The sequence below is a fragment of the Spongiactinospora gelatinilytica genome (genome assembly GCF_003236385.1).
GTDB lineage: Bacteria > Actinomycetota > Actinomycetes > Streptosporangiales > Streptosporangiaceae > Spongiactinospora > Spongiactinospora gelatinilytica.
The window spans coordinates 1-16,936 of record NZ_POUA01000145.1; the positions used below are offsets into that span (position 1 = coordinate 1).

Sequence of the window (16,936 nt, forward strand, 5' to 3'; positions counted from 1 at the left end):
TCCTGGTAGGGCACCGCGGGCCGTACGCTGACCGAGAAGGAGTGGCAGGCCGCCCTGCCCGCCCGGCGGCACGCCGCCGCCGCCAGCCACTCCGGGTCTGTCCTTACCCGGGAGAGCCGGCCGTCGCCGTCGAGCGTGGACAGCCACCTGCCGTCCGGGGAGAGCGCCAGGGCGGCGATCCCGGCCGCCTGGCCGACGACCGGGCGTCCCAGCGCCCGGCCGCTGGTGACGTCCCACAGCGTGACGTCGCCGGAGGAGTCCGCGGTGGCGGCCAGACCGCCCTCCGGCGGAGGGTCGGTGGAGAAGGCCGCGGAGAACGCGAGGTCGGTGACGCCGCGCCCGGTGCCGCGTAACGGCAGGTCCAGGAACTCCGCCGCGCCCGGCCGCCACACGGCCAGCGGGTCGTCGGCGGCGAACGCGGTGCCGTCCGAGGCGAAGTCGGGGGCCGCGGCCCCGCCCTTCGCGGTCATCGGCACGCCCGGCCGCCCGGTGGTCGCGTCCAGCAGCCGGACCCCGTCCTCTCCGGTCATCGCGACGGACCGGCCGTCCGGGGTGAACGACAGCGCGCTGACCCGCTCGGTGTCGAAATTCCAGCAGACCCCGCCGCCCGGCAGCTCCCACAGGACCACCCGGAGCGACGGCGCGACGGCCCGCTGGCCGAGTGAGGCCAGCCGTCGGCCGTCGGGACTGAAGACCAGCCACTCCTGGTAGTCCACCGGCATCTTGGTGAGGGTGGCCCGTTCGCCACCGGTCGCGGTGTCCCACACCCCGATCTTGCCGCGGCCGGTGTGCCCGCTGGCCGCGACGAGCCGGCCGTCCCGGCTGAACGTGACGCGGAAACGGGGGTTGTCGCCCTTGTCGGGATCGACGGCCAGCACGCGGTCCGGGGCGCCGGGGCGGGTGAGGTCGCGCAGCCGCACCTCGCCGGTGGCGTCGTCGCGCCCGGCGACGAGCCGCCCGTCCGGGCTGAGCGCCTGCCAGCGCCCCTCGCCCCCGGTCACGCCCTGGAGATCGAGGGCGGCCACGGTGTCGCCGTCGAGGTAGCGCAGGGTGCGGCCGTCGGTGTCGAAGGCGACCTTCGGCGGCAGCCCGGCCTCGGGCACCATGGCCCGGACCGGGATCTCGTGGTCCAGCGCCAGACTGCGGTCGCGCAGCCGGTAGATCTGGAGCCCGCCCGCGGTGATCGAGGCGAGCAGCCGGCCGTCATGGCTGAACCGCAGGTCGCCGCCGTTCCACCGGTCGAGTGAATCGCCCTGTTCCTCCCCTGTCTTCGGGTCGTGCAGGGTGATGATGGTGTCCAGGCCGGAGGCCATCGACCGGCCGTCCTCGCTGACCGCGATCTTGTGGGCGCAGCCTGGGCAGCGCGGCAGCAGCGTCCGCCGCTCGCCGCCCGGCGGGGCGATCCGGCTGACGCCGCCGTCCAGGCTGGGGATCAGCACCGCGCTCGCGTCGGGCATGGTGGACGGGCCGCAGCAGTCGGGGACGGGGATGTTGCGGCCGGTACGGGTGTTCCACAGGGTGACGCCCTGGCCGACGCTCACCGCGAGCAGGTCCTGCGCCTGGTCGTAGCCGATGGAGAAGTCGTAGTCCTGGTAGTCGGGGGGAAGCCGGTGGGTCCAGGGGCGCGCCTCGCCGGTGCCGAGGTCCCAGAGCCGGATGCGCCCGCCCGCGGTGACGGCCAGCTCCCTGCCGTTGGCACTCAGCGCCACGCTCTTGACCGGCGCGGACTCCCCGATCGGGAAGCTGCCCGTACGCCTGCCGGTGCGCACGTCCCAGATCCGTACCTCGCCGCCGCTCACGCTGACCAGCGTGCGGCCGTCGGAGCCGAGCGCGCGCGCCGCCGAGGCCGCGGGGTCGCGGAACACGCCCACCTCTGGCCGGGCGATGGACGCGGTCAGGGCCTCCCTGGTGTCCGGCAGCGGGGCCAGCTTCCAGGCCGCGACGCCGAGCAGCATGGCGCGGGAGGGGTCGGTGGTCCGCAGCGCCTCGGCCATGCCCGCGATCCTGCGGGCCTCGGCCTCGATCCGCCGGGCGTCGGCCACGGCGCTCTGCCGTACCGCGAAGGCCCCGGCCACCAGCGCGAGGGCCAGCAGCGTGGCCATCGTGGCGGTCAGCGTCCGGCCCCTGCGCACCCGGCGGCGGGCCAGCGCGTCGGCGGCCTCCAGGAAGTCGCGTTCGGCGGGGGCGAGCGTGATGTTGCAGCGCTGGGTGGCCGCCCAGTGCAGGGCCTCGGCCAGGTCGCCACCGGTGAGCAGGTCGGCGTCCCTCCGGCCGCGGGCCCGCCAGCGCCTGGCCCCCTCGGCGATCGCGTCGTGGACGGCGAAGCCGTCGCGGTTGGCGGCCACCCAGGCGCGCAGCCGCGGCCAGGCGTGTACCAGGGCGGGCCTGGCCAGCGTGACCTCCTCGCCGCTCACGGTCACCAGGTAGGAGAAGACGGCCAGCACCCGTTCGGCCTCGGGCCGCCCGTCGGTGAGTTCGGGCAGCGACGCGGCGCGCAGCGCGAGCCGTCCGTCGCCGGTCACCGTGACCAGGCGCAGGAAGACCTCGGGGACCGCGGCCTGCTCGGCCGGCTCCAGCATCTCGTACGCTTGCTCGGCCCGGGTGCCGAGCGCGGGGTCGCCGGTCGGGGTACGCACTCCGCGCGCCTCCGAACTGCCCTCGGCGAGCAGCCGCGAGACGTCCGGCCCGCTGTCCCCGCTGATCAGGGCGTGCAGCAGCGCCTTGGCCGCGGGGCGCCCGGCGGGGTCCTTGGCGAGCGCCGCGCCGACCAGGTCGCGCAGTTCCAGCGGCAGCCTGCCGAGATCGGGGTCGGTGGAAAGGACCCGGTGCATCACCGCGCCCAGGCTCTCGCCTCGGAACGGGTCTTCGCCGGTCGCGGCGAACACCATGATGCCGCCCCAGGCGAACACGTCGGCCGCGGTGTCCGCCCGCCGGCCCATGAAGATCTCCGGGGCCATGTAGGTGGGGGTGCCCGCGACCAGCCCGGTCGAGGTGAGCGACATCTCCGGGGTCCGGGCCACGCCGAAGTCGATGACGCGCGGGCCGTCCGGGCCGAGCAGCACGTTGTCCGGCTTCAGGTCGCGGTGGATCACCCCGGCCTCGTGGATCGCGGTCAGCGCGGTAGCGATCGCGGTGGCCAGCCGGTGCAGGTCGCCTCCGGTGAAGGTACGGCCGGCCGCTACCGCCTGGCGCAGACTCGGCCCCTCCACGTATTCGGAGACGATGTAGGGCCGCCTGCCGTCCAGGTCGGCGTCCAGCACCTGGGCGATGCAGACGGAGGCGACCCGCTGGGCGGATGCGGCCTCCCTGGCCAGCCGGTCGCGCAGCCCGCGCCGGCCGTCCGGGTCGCCGCGCAGCACCTTGATCGCCACGCGCCGCCCGTCGGGCGCGTACGCCTCGTACACGACCCCCTGCCCGCCCGCGCCCAGGCGGCCAGAAAGCCAGTACTCGCCCAGCCGATGCGGGTCACCATCGCTCAGCGACTGCGCCATTCCTGCCCCCTGCACTCGTAGCTGGGGTGTTGGACGCCGAATCCGGCGGCAAAGTTCTCGTTCGAACGCAGGCAAAAACGTGCGTGCAAGTGATCCCCTGGAAGTGCGCCTCCCATTCCACCTCTTCGAGGTCCGTCCCCGCCGCGGCCGACACGAAGTTGGACGTCCGGGACGGCGCGGAAGTTCGGGGGCGGTGTCACGTTCGCGGGCGCCGTCCGGTCAAGTTGGCGAAAGACCGTCGTCGGACATGAGGAGAAGCCATGAGTCAGCGTCTGAGCATGCCTGAGGTCGCGCCCGCGGCGTATGAGGCGATGCTCGGCCTGGAGAGGTTCATGCGGTCGAGCGGCCTGCCGAAGTCCACCTATGAGCTGGTGAAACTGCGGGCCAGCCAGATCAACTCCTGCGGGCTCTGCGTGGACATGCACGCCAACGACATGAAGGAGGCGGGTGAGAGCCTGGAGCGGATCTTCAGTGTGGCGGCCTGGCGGGAGACCTCGTACTACACCGACGCCGAGCGGGCCGCGCTGGCGCTGACCGAGGAGGCGACCCGGCTGGCCGACCGGTCCGAGGCGGTGCCGGACCACGTGTGGGACGAGGCGGCCAAGCACTACGAGCCGCCGGTGCTGGCCGCGCTGGTGATGGCGATCGCCACGATCAACGCGTGGAACCGCATCGGCGTGACGCTGCGCGTGCCCGCGGGCGCGTACCGGCCGCGCGGCGGGCAGGCGTAGCGCGGGATCGATCCGTTGCGGCCGGGCCGCCGCCCTCGTCAGGCCGGCCGGGCAGGCCCCTTGCAACCGTTCGTCAACCTCTTCGGTGGAAGGTCGGTATACCCGGCAGCCGAGCCGGTGGAAGGAGGCAGATCATGCGACGCATCACGATCACCAAGCCGCACAGGGCGCGGCGCCCCGCCGCCACGAACGGGCTCGACCTGCGCTCGCCGTCCGGCCGCAGGCTTCCCTACTGACACAGAGGTCACTTCGGCCCCACGAGCCGCTTCTTTACCGCGGTCTTACGAACTGATCTGTAGTTATCTTCTGGTAACGAAATCATCACGACGGGGGCTTGAGATGAGGAAGCTCGTAGCGGTGGTGCCGCACGCCGCGCGCCACAAGATCCGTGACATCCGCTCGGCGCGCCGCCGTCCGGCGACGGCCGCCCCCGATCCGGCGGTCGTGGACCTGCGCGCCTGGACCGGCCGCAACGTCATCCCCTTCCCGCGCGAAGGCGGCCCCACTCCCGCGGCCTGACCCCGCACGACCCGCAGCACAGCGCCCGGACGGCTCCCGCCGCTCCGGGCTTTTGCTTGCCCGGCTCCTTACCGAAGATCGCGCCGGAGCGGCGATTGATCGCTGATACATGCCCGACGGTTGACCCTCTCGCCGAATTCGGGCAAGCTTTCGCCATACTTCGCCGATTATTGGCATGTATGAGTGATTTTTGCGGGTCGTGGCGATCCGCTCCACAGAGAGGGGACATCGCTCGTGCTAGAGCCCGCCAAGCGGTACACCGGCTACCGGTCCTACGATTACCTGGAGCCCGGCTCCGACTACCGGGTGTTCGACCTCGCCCCCGAACTCGGCCGGGTGCCCGCCTACGAGGGGGTGCCCCTCTCCGGCGAGCAGAAGGACCGGGTGCGCCGCCTGCTGACCGACAACGTCGTGGTCTCCCTGCACGACCACCCCTCGGTCTTCCCCACCGACATCGCGCAGACCGTCGAGTACAACCGCACCGCGCGGCACCACACCGGCTACGCGGGCCTGGCCCGGTCCGGCATGACCGCCGTGTTCGACAACCTGATGGACGGCACCTGCTGCATCACCAGCCCGGCCGGCTGGAAGTGGACCGACGTCGTGGCCGACATCGGCATGCGGCTGTCCGACCTGGCCCACCAGGACTACGTGATCAAGGTCGAGCGCCTGGACGACATCCGCGCGGCGCACGAGACCGGCCGGATCGGCCTGGTCCTCGCCCTTGAGGCGGCGACCATGATCGAGAACGAGGTGGACCGGATCGACATGCTGTACGGCTTCGGCGTACGGCAGATGGGCATCGCCTACAGCGAGGCCAACACGCTGGGCAGCGGCCTGCGCGAGCGCAACGACGGCGGCCTGACCATCTTCGGCGAGAAGGCCGTGCGCCGGATGAACAAGCTCGGCATCGCGATCGACGTCTCGCACTCCGGCGACCGGACCTCGCTCGACACGATCAGGCACTCGGACAAGCCCATCCTGATCACCCACGCCGGGGCCCGCTCGGTGTGGCCCACCAACCGGATGAAGCCGGACGAGGTCATCAAGGCCGCCGCCGAGCGCGGCGGCGTCATCGGCCTGGAGGCCGCTCCGCACACCACACTGTCCCCGGACCACCCGCGTCACTCGCTGGAATCGGTCATGGACCACTTCACCTACTGCGTGGACCTGGTCGGCATCGACCACGTGGCGTTCGGCCCCGACACGCTGTTCGGCGACCACGTCGGGCTGCACGACACCTTCGCCGAGCACCTGTCGATCAAGCAGGCGCACGGCAGCGCCTCCTACGAGAAGGTCCCCTACGTCGACGGCCTGGAGAACCCGGCCGAGTGTTTCTGGAACATCATCGCGTGGCTGGTCCGCAACGGTTACTCCGACGACGAGATCACCAAGGTCGTCGGCGGCAACGTGCTGCGGGTGCTGGAAGAGGTCTGGTACTGATGAGACGCATCGCACTGGCGGCGGCCGCCGCCGCTCTCGCCGCCGCCGTGGCGGCCTGCGCCCCGAGCACCCCGTCGTCGGGGACGGGCGGCGCGACGGGTGGCAGCGGCGGAGCCGGGGCCGACCGGATCACCATCGGCACCACCGCCGACGTGGTCAACTACAACCCGCTGGTCGGCAACAGCCGTACCGACACGTGGGTCACCAACCTGATGTACCCGCACCTGATGCAGATGGACGAGTCGGGCCAGCGCATCCCCTACTTCGCCACCGAGTGGTCCTACGGCGACAAGGGCAGGACCGCCACCGTCAAGCTGCGCGACGACCTCAAGTGGTCCGACGGCAAGCCGGTCACCGCCGATGACGTGGTGTTCACCATCGGGGCGGTGCAGAAGGAGAAGTTCGGCGTCGTGGCCGGGCTGATCACCGCCCTGGACAAGGCCGAGGCGCTCTCCCCCACCGAGGTGAAGTTCCATCTGAGCCGCCCGGACGGCACCTTCCTGCACAACGTCGGCTTCTGGATGCCGATCGTGCCCAAGCACGTCTTCGAGAAGGCGCCGAGCGTGCAGAAGTTCGCCAACGCCGAGAACTGGGTGAGCGCCGGGCCGTACCGGCTGACCAAGGTCGAACGCGGCCAGCGCTACCTGATGGAGCGCGTGGAGTCCTTCGGGCCCGCGCCCGGCGGCAAGCCGGGCGTCAAGGAGGTCGTGTTCCGCGTCTTCCCCGACGTCAACACCGAGGTCCTGGCGCTGCGCAACGGCGAGATCGACATGATCGGCAACGTGCTGCCGCCGGCCACCGCCGCCACGCTGAAGAGCGACCCAAAGATCAAGCTGACCCAGATCCCGTCGCTGGGCTGGGCGCACCTGCAGTACAACACCAAGCGCAAGCCGCTCGACGACGTGCGCGTGCGGCAGGCCCTCGCCTACTCGGTGGACTACGAGGCGATCAGGAAGATCGCCATGCAGGGCTTCGCCAAGTCGTCCAACGGAAGTGTGCTGACCCCCTCCCAGCCCGACTACGTGGATCCCACGATCAAGGAGTACCCGTACGACCCGGCCAAGGCCAAGGCGCTGCTGGCCGAGGCGGGGCAGCAGAACCTGAGCGTGTCGATGATCTACGACCAGGCCGACCCCAACATCGCCAAGTGGGCGCCGATGGTCCGCGACTCCGCCAAGAAGGCCGGGATCACGATCAAGCTCCAGGGGCTTGAGCGCAACACCTACGTCGACAAGTCGCTCAAGCACGACTTCGACATCTATGCCGGCTCCTGGGCGATCATGGACAACCCGCCGGCGAACTTCGGGCTGGCCTTCAAGTCCGGCGGTTTCATCAACTACGCCCAGGTCGCCGACCCCGAGCTGGACGAGCTCATCGACAAGGGCCAGCGCGCACTGTCGCCGGAGGAGGCCAAGGCGCCGATCCAGGAGGCCGCCCGCATCATCCGCGACCAGGTCTACGACAACGTGCTCTACGTCGAGACCTTCAACATCGCGCACTCGGCCGAGTGGACCAACTGGAAGCCGATGCCCAGCGAGCTGCTGTCCATCCTCAACCCGCTCTCCCTGGCCCAGGTCAAGCGGGCCGGCTGAGGTCGGGGAGGTCACGGTGACGCTCAAGTTCGTCGGCACGAGGCTGCTGCGCGGCCTGGTCACGCTGTGGTTCGCCGTCACCGTGACCTTCTTCCTGGTACGGCTGCTGCCCGGTGACCCGGTGGTCACGGTGGCCGACCCCAACATGACCGCGGAGCTGCGCGCCAAGCTGCTCGCCGACTTCGGCCTGGACCGGCCGCTGCTGGTGCAGTACGGCAGCTACCTCGCGCAGCTCGTCCAGGGCAATCTCGGCATGTCCTTCCGTCAGTCGCTGCCGGTCACCACGGTGCTGATGGAGCGGCTGCCCTGGACGCTGATCCTGACCCTGTCGGCGATGGCGGTGACCGTCGTGGTGGGCATCCCGCTCGGCGTGCTCGCCGCCACCAGGGCGCGCGGGTGGGTCGACCGGGTCATCCAGGTCGGCGGCATCACCGCCCAGTCGCTGTTCGTGCCGAGCATCGGGGTGTTCCTGCTGTACGTGTTCGGCGTGCTGCTCGGCTGGTTCCCGATCGGCGGCGCGCTGGACCCGGACGCGACCGGCGTGGCGGCCAGCCTGAGCATGCTGCACCACCTGGTGTTGCCGTGCCTGTCGCTGGTCTTCATCCAGCTCGGCGGTTACGTGCTGACCATGCGCTCCACGCTGATCGAGACCATGGGCGAGGACTACGTGGCGCTGGCCAGGGCCAAGGGCGTACCGCCGGGCGCGGTGGTGTGGAAGCACGCCGTGCGCAACGCGCTGCTGCCCACCACCACCATCGCCGGGCTCCAGCTCGGCGCGCTGGTCGGCGGCGCGGTGCTGACCGAGACGATCTACGCCTACCCCGGCATCGGCCGGGCCATCTTCGAGGCCGTCGGGCAGATGGACTTCCCGGTGCTCCAGGGCGCGTTCGTGCTGCTGGCCGCGGCCGTGGTGGTGGCGAACCTGGTGACCGACGTCGCCTACGGCCTGCTCGACCCCAGGGTGCGTACCTCATGACCGCGGTGGCCGCGACGAACGAGACGAAGAAGCAGACCCGCGAGCCGACGCCGCGGCGCAGGACGTGGGAGGGGTTCCGGCGCAACCCGCTCGGCGTCGGCTCGGTGGCCGTGCTGGTCCTGATGGCCCTGGTCGCGCTCTGCGCGCCGCTCATCGCGCCCTTCCCCGAGGGGTACGGCACGGACATCTCCCTACCGCCGAGCGCGGCGCACTGGTTCGGCACCGACGACGTGGGACAAGACGTCTTCGCCCAGGTCATCTGGGGCACCAGGGTGAGCATCACGGTCGGCGCGGCGGCCTCGGCGCTGGCCATCCTGATCGGGCTGCTGCTCGGCGTGGTGGCCGCCTACTTCAGGCGGCTGGACACCCCGCTGGGCGTACTGATCGACCTGTCCCTGTCGCTGCCGGTGCTGCCGCTGATGATCCTGGTGGCGGCGCTGGCCGGGCCGAGCGTGACCACGCTGGTCATGGTGATCGCGCTGTTCAGCTGGCCGGAGGTGGCCCGGGTGGTGCGCTCGCAGGCGCTGGCGATCGTGCCGCTGCCGTACGTGTCGGCGGCCCGGATGCTCGGCGCGTCGGCGGGGCGGATCATCAGGAGCCATCTGCTGCCCGGCGTGATGCCGGTGGTCGGGGTGTCGGTGGTGCTGACCGTCTCGCGGGCGGTGCTGGCCGAGGCGGGGCTGTCCTTCCTCGGGCTCGGCGACCCGGGCAGTTGGTCCTGGGGCGGGATCTTGCACAAGGCGCAGTTGTCCGGGTCGCTCGCCTCGGCGTGGTGGACCACGCTCTTCCCCTCCTTGGCCATCTTGCTGCTGGTGGTGGCGGCGACGCTGGTCTCGGTGGCCTACAACGACGCACGCAACCACCGCGGTGAGCGGTGAGGAAGGAGCGCGCGATGCGCGTCCTGATCAACGGCAACGAGCTGAACGTCGAGGTGCTGGGCGGCGAGCGGCCCGGCGCTCCGACGCTGATCGCCCACCACGGCGCGCCGGGGCTGGGATCGCTGGCCGAGCCCCGGGCCACCTTCGGCAGGCTGGCCGACGCCTACCGGGTGATCGTGTTCGACGCCCGGGGGTCGGGGGCGAGCGAGGGCCGTGAGCCGTACACGCACGAGCAGTGGGTCGCGGACGTGGACGGGCTGCGCGAATGGGCCGGGGCCGAGCGGATCGTGATGGCGGGCGGGTCCTACGGCGGGTTCATCGCGATGGAGTACGCGATCGCGCATCCGGAGCGGGTGAGCGCCCTGGTGCTGCGCGACACCGCCGCGGACAACTCCAACCAGGAGCTGGCGCTGGCCAACGCGCTCGCCTCGGCGCGCGTCGCGATCGACCGGGCCAAGCTGGACCGGATCATGTCGGGCACCGTGCGCGACGACGACGACCTGCGGGACTGCTGGCGGGAGATCCTGCCGCTGTACGACCACGACTACGACCCCGCCAAGGTCGGCGAGCGGGTGGACGCCACGCCGTACCGGTACCGGACGCACAATCACGCGTTCGCGGTGAACCAGCCGAACTACGACATCAAGCACCTGCTTCTCCGCATCACCGCGCCGGCGCTCGTGACCGTTGGCCGCCACGACTGGATCACGCCGGTGTCGTGCAGCGAGACGATCGCCGGGCTGATCCCGGACGCGAAGCTGGTCGTCTTCGAGAACTCTGGGCATTCGCCACAGGTGGAGGAGGCCGGTCTCTTCGAGGCCACTGTCCGTGATTTCCTGACAGAGACTGCTATTTCATAAAAAGTGGCGCTAACCAAGTTATAAAAGCGTCAAAATGCACCCGATGAATGAACTCGATACCCTCGATCGGAAGATCCTGGCCGCCCTGCACCTGAACGGCAGGGCGAGCTGGACCGACATAGCCCAGGCCATCGGCACCTCGACCACGACGGTCGCCCGCCGCGCCCAGCAGCTCATCCAGGACGGCGTGGTGGTGGTCGCCGCCGTCCCGCACGTCGAGCACCGCGGCCCCGTGGACGTCTTCCTGGTACGGCTGGCCTGCTCCCCCGGCACCCAGTTACGGGTGGCCGACCGCCTCGCCCGGTTCCCCGAGATAAGGTTCGTCGCGGTGGTGACCGGCAGTCACGACATCGTCTTCGAGCTGGTCGCGCCGAAGAGCCGCGACCTTTTCTCCATCCTGGTGGACGAGGTGCAGCGCATCCCCGGGGCCATGCGCAGCCAGGCCGACCTGGTGCTGCACACCTACAAGATCTCCTACGACTGGAGCCTGCAGGGCCTGGACTTCGCCCCCGGCGCGTTCGCCGCCGAGCCGATCCCGCACTCCTGCGGCCCGCACCACCTCGACGACGTCGATCGCGACATCCTCGACGTGATGCGCGACGACGGCCGGGCCAGCTTCCAGTCCATCGCCAAGCACCTGGGCGTCAGCGAGAGCACCGTGCGGCGGCGTTTCGAGGTGATGACCGAGCGCGGCTGCGCAACGATCTCCACCTTCATCCCGGCGTCGGCGCTCGGGTACGAGGCCGAGGTGCTGTTCTGGCTGTCGGTCGAGCCCGCCCGGCTGGACGCCGTGGCCGGGGTGCTGACCGGGCACCGCGGGGTCCGCCACATCTCCGCGACGCTCGGCCAGTCCTCCCTGCTGATCGAGGTGATCATGCCGACCACGGCGGAACTGCACGAGTTCACCAGCCGCACACTGGCCGGCATCCCCGGCATCCAGTCGTGGACGGCCAGCGTGCAGCTCCTCACCGTCAAGCGCGGCTTCCTGCCGGTGCCGTGGGCGCAGGCGCACCTGGCCACGGTGACCGGTCAGAAGCCGGCCGGCTGACCCTCCGCGCGAGCGGGGGCCAGGCCGTACTTCGCGATGGCCTGCTCGACGAGGTCGGGCTTGCCCAGCGCGCTCAGTGCCGCCACCACGATCCACAGCGGGTCCACCCGGAAGCGGCGGCGGACGGCCTCACGGGTGTCGGACAGGCCGAACCCGTCGGTGCCCAGCGAGGTCCACTCCTGCGGCACCCAGGCCCTGATCTGGTCGGGAACCGCACGCATCCAGTCGCTCACCGCGATCACCGGCCCGGCCGCCTGCCCCAGCGCCTGGGTCACGTACGGCACCCTCCGGCGCGCCCCCGGGTCGCCGAGGGCTTCCGCGTCGCAGTCCATCGCCTCGCGGCGCAGCTCGCTCCAGGAGGTGACCGACCACATGTCGGCCGCCACCCCCCAGTCCTCGGCCAGCATCCGGCGCGCGGCGAGCGCCCAGTGCGCCGCGGTGCCGCTGGCCAGCAGTTGCAGTGAGCCGTGCCCGTCGCCCGCGTAGCGGTACAGGCCGCGCACGATGCCCTCTTCCACGCCGTCCGGCATCGCCGGCTGCGGCATCGGCTCGTTGTAGACGGTGGGGTAGTAGAAGACGTCCTCCTGCGCCTCGCCGTACATCCTGCGCAGGCCGTCGCGGACGATCGCGGCCACCTCGTACCCGAACGCCGGGTCGTAGGCCAGGCAGGCCGGGTTGGCCGAGGCGAGCAGCTGGGAGTGCCCGTCGGCGTGTTGCAGGCCCTCGCCGGTCATCGTGGTGCCGCCCGCGGTCGCGCCGATCAGGAACCCGCGGCCCATCTGGTCGGCCAGCGCCCACATCTGGTCGCCGGTGCGCTGCCAGCCGAACATCGAGTAGAAGATGCAGAACGGGATTATCGGCTCGCCGTGGGTGGCGTACGACGTCGCCGCCGCGGTGAACGACGCCATGCAGCCCGCCTCGGTGATCCCCTCGTTCAGGATCCGCCCGTCGGCCGCCTCCTTGTAGGACAGCAGCAGGTCGCGATCGACGGCGTCGTAGCGCTGCCCGCGCGGCGAGTAGATCCCGGCCGTCGGGAACAGCGGCTCCATGCCGAAGGTGCGCGCCTCGTCCGGCACGATCGGCACCCACCTGCGCCCGCTCGCCGGATCGCGCATCAGATCTTTGACCAGGCGGACGAACGCCATCGTGGTGGCGATCCCGGCGCCGCCCTTGGGTTTGGCGGCGGCCTCGAACGGCCTGGCGTCCGGCTCGGGCAGCGGCGCGGAGCGTACCTGGCGGGCGGGTACGTACCCGCCCCTGGCCGCGCGCAGTTCGGCCAGGTAGGCGGCCTCCGGAGAGCCGGGGCCGGGGTGCGCGTACGGCGGCATGTCGCCGGCGAGCGCCTCGTCGGACACCGGCATAGGATGATCACATGTCCCACTCTGATCCCCTGACAGTGGGGACCAGCTCAGGGGACCATCTCAGGGCACCAGCGGCTCCTGGCCGCGGATCGCGCTCACTCTGGCCGCCGCCGGAGCGGACGCGGCTGATCAACGCCGCGGTCACACACCTGTCCATCGAGAGCGTGCCCGCCGCACGAGCGAGCATGGCCACCCTGGCCCTCACCCGGCCGGCGTCGTCGTCGCGGGCGGCCTGAGCACGCCGAGCGCCCGGCCTCCCATGAGGCCGGGCGCTCGAACGCACTACACCCGCTGTCAGCTACAGCCGCTGGTGGAGCCGCAGCCCTCGCAGACGTAGCAACTGCCGGCGGGGCGCATCTTGGTCCCGCAGGTCATGCAGAGCGGAGCGTCGGCGGTGCGGCCCTGGTGGCTCTCCAGTGCCCGCACCTCCTGGGGAGCCGGGTCCGGGCGAGGCGCGTCCTGCGCGGGCGCGCGCTCGATCGGGGCCGACTGGGCCAGCGCCTCGGCGTCCATCACCTCTTCGTGCTGGGCCGCCGGGTCCTCGCCACGCTGCTGCGCGGCGCGCTCGGAGGCGGAGAAGATGCCGAGCGCGGCCCGCTCGTCGTAGGGCAGGTGGTCCAGGGCGAGCCTGCGGAAGATGTAGTCCATCACCGAGGCGGCCATCCGGACGTCCGGGTCGTCGGTCATCCCGGCCGGGTCGAACCGCATGTTGACGAACTTGCTCACGTACGTCTCCAGCGGCACGCCGTACTGGAGGCCGATCGAGATCGCCACCGAGAAGGCGTCCATCACGCCCGCCAGCGTCGAGCCCTGCTTGGACATCTTCAGGAAAACCTCGCCGAGGCCGTCGTCCGGGTAGGAGGAGGCGGTCATGTAGCCCTTCGCGCCGCCCACCGTGAACCGGGTGGTGGTGCTGGGCCGCTGGTTCGGCATCCGCCGCCGGGTCGGCCTGGTGATCTCCACGACCTCCACGACGGGCGGCTCGGCCGGCTTGTCCTCGCCGGCCTTCTCGCCGCCCTTCTTGGCGATCGACAGCGGCTGCCCCACCTTGCAGTTGTCCCGGTAGACGGCCAGGGCCTTCAGCCCGAGCTTCCAGCCCTCTCGGTAGACCTGCTCGATGTCCTCCACCGTGGCGGACTCGGGCAGGTTGACCGTCTTGGAGATGGCCCCGCTCAGGTAGGGCTGGGTGGCGGCCATCATCCTGACGTGCCCCATCGGCGCGATCGCCCGCTCGCCCATCGCGCAGTCGAACACCTCGTAGTGCTCCGGCCGCAGCCCCGGCGCGTCCACCACGTGCCCGTGCTCGGAGATGTACTCGATGATCGCCTCGACCTGCTCCTGCTGGTAGCCCAGCCGGACCAGGGCGCGCGGCACGGTCTGGTTGACGATCTGCATCGAACCGCCGCCGACCAGCTTCTTCAGCTTCACCAGCGCCAGGTCCGGCTCGATGCCGGTCGTGTCGCAGTCCATCATCAGCCCGATGGTCCCGGTGGGCGCGAGCAGCGACGCCTGCGCGTTGCGGTAGCCGTTCTTCTCGCCGGTCTTCAGGCACTCCGACCACTGGCGGGTGGCCTCGCGGTGGATGCCCGTGTCCATGCCGCCGACCGTGCGCAGGTCGTCGTTGGCGGCGGCGTGCTTGCACATGACCCGCTTGTGCGCCTCGGCGTTGCGGGCGTATCCGTCGTAGGGGCCGACCACCCCGGCGAGTTCGGCGCTGCGGCGGTAGGAGACGCCGGTCATCAGGCTGGTGATCGCGCCCGCGATGGCCCGCCCGCCGTCGGAGTCGTAGGCGTGCCCGGTCGCCATGAGCAGCGCGCCGAGGTTGGCGTAGCCGATGCCGAGCTGCCGGTACGCGCGGGTGGTCTCGGCGATCTTCTCGGTCGGGAAGTCGGCGAAGCTGATCGAGATGTCCATCGCGGTGATGATCAGCTCGGTCAGCTTCACGAACCGCTGGACGTCGAAGGACCCGTCGTCGCCCAGGAACTTCAACAGGTTGATGCTCGCCAGGTTGCACGAGGAGTTGTCCAGGTGGACGTACTCCGAGCAGGGGTTGCTGGCGGTGATCCGGCCGCTCTCCGGGGTGGTGTGCCAGGAGTTGATCGTGTCGTCGTACTGGATGCCGGGATCGGCGCACTCCCAGGCGGCCTTGGCCATCTTGCGGAACAGGTCACGCGCGTCCAGGGTCTCGATGACCTCGCCGGACAGCCGGGCGCGCAGGCCGAACTCCTCGCCGTTCTCCACCGCGTGCATGAACTCGTCGGAGACGCGCACGGAGTTGTTGGCGTTCTGGTACTGGACCGAGACGATGTCCTTGCCGCCGAGGTCCATGTCGAACCCCGCGTCGCGGAGCGCGCGGACCTTGTCCTCCTCACGCGCCTTGGTCTCGATGAACTCCATGATGTCGGGGTGGTCCACGTCGAGCACGACCATCTTGGCCGCCCGCCGGGTCGCGCCGCCCGACTTGATGGTGCCCGCGGAGGCGTCGGCGCCGCGCATGAACGACACCGGGCCGCTGGCCGTGCCGCCGCTGGACAGCAACTCCTTGCTGGAGCGGATGCGGGAGAGGTTGACCCCGGAGCCGGAGCCCCCCTTGAAGATCACACCCTCTTCCTTGTACCACTCCAGGATCGACTCCATCTGGTCGTCCACCGACAGGATGAAGCACGCCGACACCTGCTGGGGACTGGCGGTGCCGACGTTGAACCACACCGGGGAGTTGAAGGCGAAGAGCTGGTGGATCAGGGCGTACTTCAGCTCGTGGTCGAAGATCTCGGCGTCCTCGTCGGAGGCGAAGTAGCCGTGCTCCAGGCCGGTACGGGTGTAGACGCCGACCACCCGGTCGACGAGCTGCTTGAGGCTCCACTCGCGCTGCGGGGTGCCCACCGCGCCGCGGAAGTACTTCGTCGTCACGATGTTGGCGGCGTTCACCGACCAGGAGTCGGGGAACTCGACGCCACGCTGCTCGAAGTTGACCGATCCGTCCCGCCAGTTGGTCATGACGACGTCGCGGCGCTGCCAGGTCACCTCGCCGTACGGGTGTACCCCCGGGGTGGTGTGGACGCGCTTGACCTTCAACCCCTTGCGGCCTCGCCTGCCCCCACGCGTTGCCGCGCCGCTGACCGTCTCGGTCATGACTCCCCCTTCCAGGCTCACCTGAGCCCTCGAATGTGGACCACATGTCGCGCCGCATGAATCGCCCCCGGCGCCGGGGTTCACTTGACCCGTGTAGCTCGTCAGTAGTTCGTTCTCAGTCGGCGTCGCCGCCGCCCCCGGCCGCCACGGCCGAGCGCTCGGTGCGCAACTGCGCGATCTCGGCCTCGAAGTCCGCGAGGGTTTCGAACCCCCGGTAGACCGAGGCGAAGCGCAGGTAGGCGACCTCGTCGAGGTCGCGCAGCGGCCCCAGGATCGCGAGCCCCACCTCGTTGGACGGGATCTCCGCGGCCCCCGTGGCCCTGATGCTCTCCTCGACGCGCTGCCCGAGCTGGGCGAGCGAGTCCTCGCTCACCGGCCTGCCCTGGCACGCGCGGCGTACGCCGGCGATCACCTTGTCCCGGGAGAACGGCTCGGTCACGCCGCTGCGCTTGCTCACCATGAGCAGCACCGTCTCCTGGGTGGTGAACCGCTTCCCGCACGAGGAGCACGTACGGCGGCGCCTGATGGCCGCGCCGTCCTCCGTCGAGCGGCTGTCGATGACGCGTGTGTCAGGGTGCCTGCAGAACGGACAATGCACGCGCGCCTCCCTACGACCGCCACCAGGAGCCCACGCGCCGCGCCGTTCCCGCACCCGAAGACCCCCTCGCCGAGGGGAACGCTCGCGCCGCCCCACGGACTGCCATGGTGCGGTAACGGAACACAACCTATGGTGAACTACATCGGTGTAACTACTAGATGTTGTGGTCCCAACCTAGAAGCGCGGGCCGATGAACGCAAGTCGAACCCCCTGTCGCCCCCCAAAATCGCTGCTCAGCCCGCGCCATGTAGAACACCCCGGGCGTGTCGCACCTTCCCCCGCCCCCGGTCACTACCTGCTCGAACAC

The 16,936-nt window shown here is 70.7% G+C and carries 12 protein-coding genes; 8 read left to right on the forward strand and 4 right to left on the reverse strand.

What is annotated here, in order from left to right:
- A partial coding sequence (locus tag C1I98_RS19090) for a serine/threonine-protein kinase (protein ID WP_146607515.1) occupies positions 1-3,491 on the reverse strand: 3,491 nt, incomplete at its 3' end.
- A gap of 260 nt (positions 3,492-3,751) precedes the next feature.
- Between C1I98_RS19090 and C1I98_RS19095 the strand changes: the two genes are divergently transcribed.
- From C1I98_RS19095 to C1I98_RS19130, 8 genes are all read left to right on the forward strand, one after another.
- On the forward strand, positions 3,752-4,222 hold the full coding sequence (locus C1I98_RS19095; RefSeq protein ID WP_111168807.1) for a carboxymuconolactone decarboxylase family protein: 471 nt from the start codon (positions 3,752-3,754) through the stop codon (positions 4,220-4,222).
- Between the two features lie 339 nt (positions 4,223-4,561).
- The gene (locus C1I98_RS19100; RefSeq protein ID WP_111168808.1) at positions 4,562-4,741 is read left to right on the forward strand and encodes a hypothetical protein; all 180 of its coding nucleotides are present in this window, start codon (positions 4,562-4,564) and stop codon (positions 4,739-4,741) included.
- Between the two features lie 234 nt (positions 4,742-4,975).
- Positions 4,976-6,184 carry a dipeptidase gene (locus C1I98_RS19105; protein ID WP_111168809.1) on the forward strand — a complete coding sequence of 403 codons (1,209 nt, stop codon included), beginning with the start codon at positions 4,976-4,978 and terminating at the stop codon, positions 6,182-6,184.
- Positions 6,184-7,776, forward strand: a complete 1,593-nt coding sequence (locus C1I98_RS44000) for an ABC transporter substrate-binding protein (RefSeq protein WP_111168810.1) — start codon at positions 6,184-6,186, stop codon at positions 7,774-7,776. Before C1I98_RS19105 ends, C1I98_RS44000 begins: the two co-directional genes overlap by 1 nt.
- 16 nt (positions 7,777-7,792) lie before the next feature.
- Positions 7,793-8,752: an ABC transporter permease gene (locus C1I98_RS19115; protein WP_111168811.1), complete on the forward strand. Its 960-nt coding sequence runs from the start codon at positions 7,793-7,795 to the stop codon at positions 8,750-8,752.
- Positions 8,749-9,630: an ABC transporter permease gene (locus C1I98_RS19120; protein ID WP_111168812.1), complete on the forward strand. Its 882-nt coding sequence runs from the start codon at positions 8,749-8,751 to the stop codon at positions 9,628-9,630. The genes C1I98_RS19115 and C1I98_RS19120 overlap by 4 nt, the downstream gene beginning before the upstream one ends.
- Before the next feature lie 14 nt (positions 9,631-9,644).
- Positions 9,645-10,490, forward strand: a complete 846-nt coding sequence (locus C1I98_RS19125; RefSeq protein ID WP_111168813.1) for an alpha/beta fold hydrolase — start codon at positions 9,645-9,647, stop codon at positions 10,488-10,490.
- A gap of 43 nt (positions 10,491-10,533) precedes the next feature.
- Positions 10,534-11,538: an Lrp/AsnC family transcriptional regulator gene (locus tag C1I98_RS19130; RefSeq protein ID WP_158558094.1), complete on the forward strand. Its 1,005-nt coding sequence runs from the start codon at positions 10,534-10,536 to the stop codon at positions 11,536-11,538.
- Here the strand turns inward: C1I98_RS19130 and C1I98_RS19135 are convergent.
- The 3 genes from C1I98_RS19135 to nrdR all read right to left on the reverse strand — a co-directional run bounded on the left by C1I98_RS19135 (position 11,520) and on the right by nrdR (position 16,629).
- Complete coding sequence (locus tag C1I98_RS19135) at positions 11,520-12,899, reverse strand: transketolase-like TK C-terminal-containing protein (protein ID WP_158558095.1); 1,380 nt, start codon at positions 12,897-12,899, stop codon at positions 11,520-11,522. The genes C1I98_RS19130 and C1I98_RS19135 overlap by 19 nt on opposite strands.
- Positions 12,900-13,193: 294 nt before the next feature.
- Positions 13,194-16,031, reverse strand: a complete 2,838-nt coding sequence (locus C1I98_RS19140; protein ID WP_111168815.1) for a vitamin B12-dependent ribonucleotide reductase — start codon at positions 16,029-16,031, stop codon at positions 13,194-13,196.
- A gap of 115 nt (positions 16,032-16,146) precedes the next feature.
- A complete protein-coding gene (gene nrdR, locus C1I98_RS19145) occupies positions 16,147-16,629 on the reverse strand; it encodes a transcriptional regulator NrdR (RefSeq protein ID WP_111168816.1) in 483 nt (160 codons plus the stop codon).
- Positions 16,630-16,936: the final 307 nt, after the last annotated feature.

Bases quoted from the DNA above. Each gene is read 5' to 3' on its own strand.
- C1I98_RS44000 (WP_111168810.1), top strand. From the start codon at position 6,184: ATGAGACGCATCGCACTGGCGGCGGCCGCCGCCGCTCTCGCCGCCGCC.
- C1I98_RS19140 (WP_111168815.1), bottom strand. From the start codon at position 16,031: ATGACCGAGACGGTCAGCGGCGCGGCAACGCGTGGGGGCAGGCGAGGC.
- C1I98_RS19125 (WP_111168813.1), top strand. From the start codon at position 9,645: ATGCGCGTCCTGATCAACGGCAACGAGCTGAACGTCGAGGTGCTGGGC.
- C1I98_RS19135 (WP_158558095.1), bottom strand. From the start codon at position 12,899: ATGCCGGTGTCCGACGAGGCGCTCGCCGGCGACATGCCGCCGTACGCG.
- C1I98_RS19130 (WP_158558094.1), top strand. From the start codon at position 10,534: ATGAATGAACTCGATACCCTCGATCGGAAGATCCTGGCCGCCCTGCAC.
- C1I98_RS19120 (WP_111168812.1), top strand. From the start codon at position 8,749: ATGACCGCGGTGGCCGCGACGAACGAGACGAAGAAGCAGACCCGCGAG.
- C1I98_RS19100 (WP_111168808.1), top strand. From the start codon at position 4,562: ATGAGGAAGCTCGTAGCGGTGGTGCCGCACGCCGCGCGCCACAAGATC.
- C1I98_RS19095 (WP_111168807.1), top strand. From the start codon at position 3,752: ATGAGTCAGCGTCTGAGCATGCCTGAGGTCGCGCCCGCGGCGTATGAG.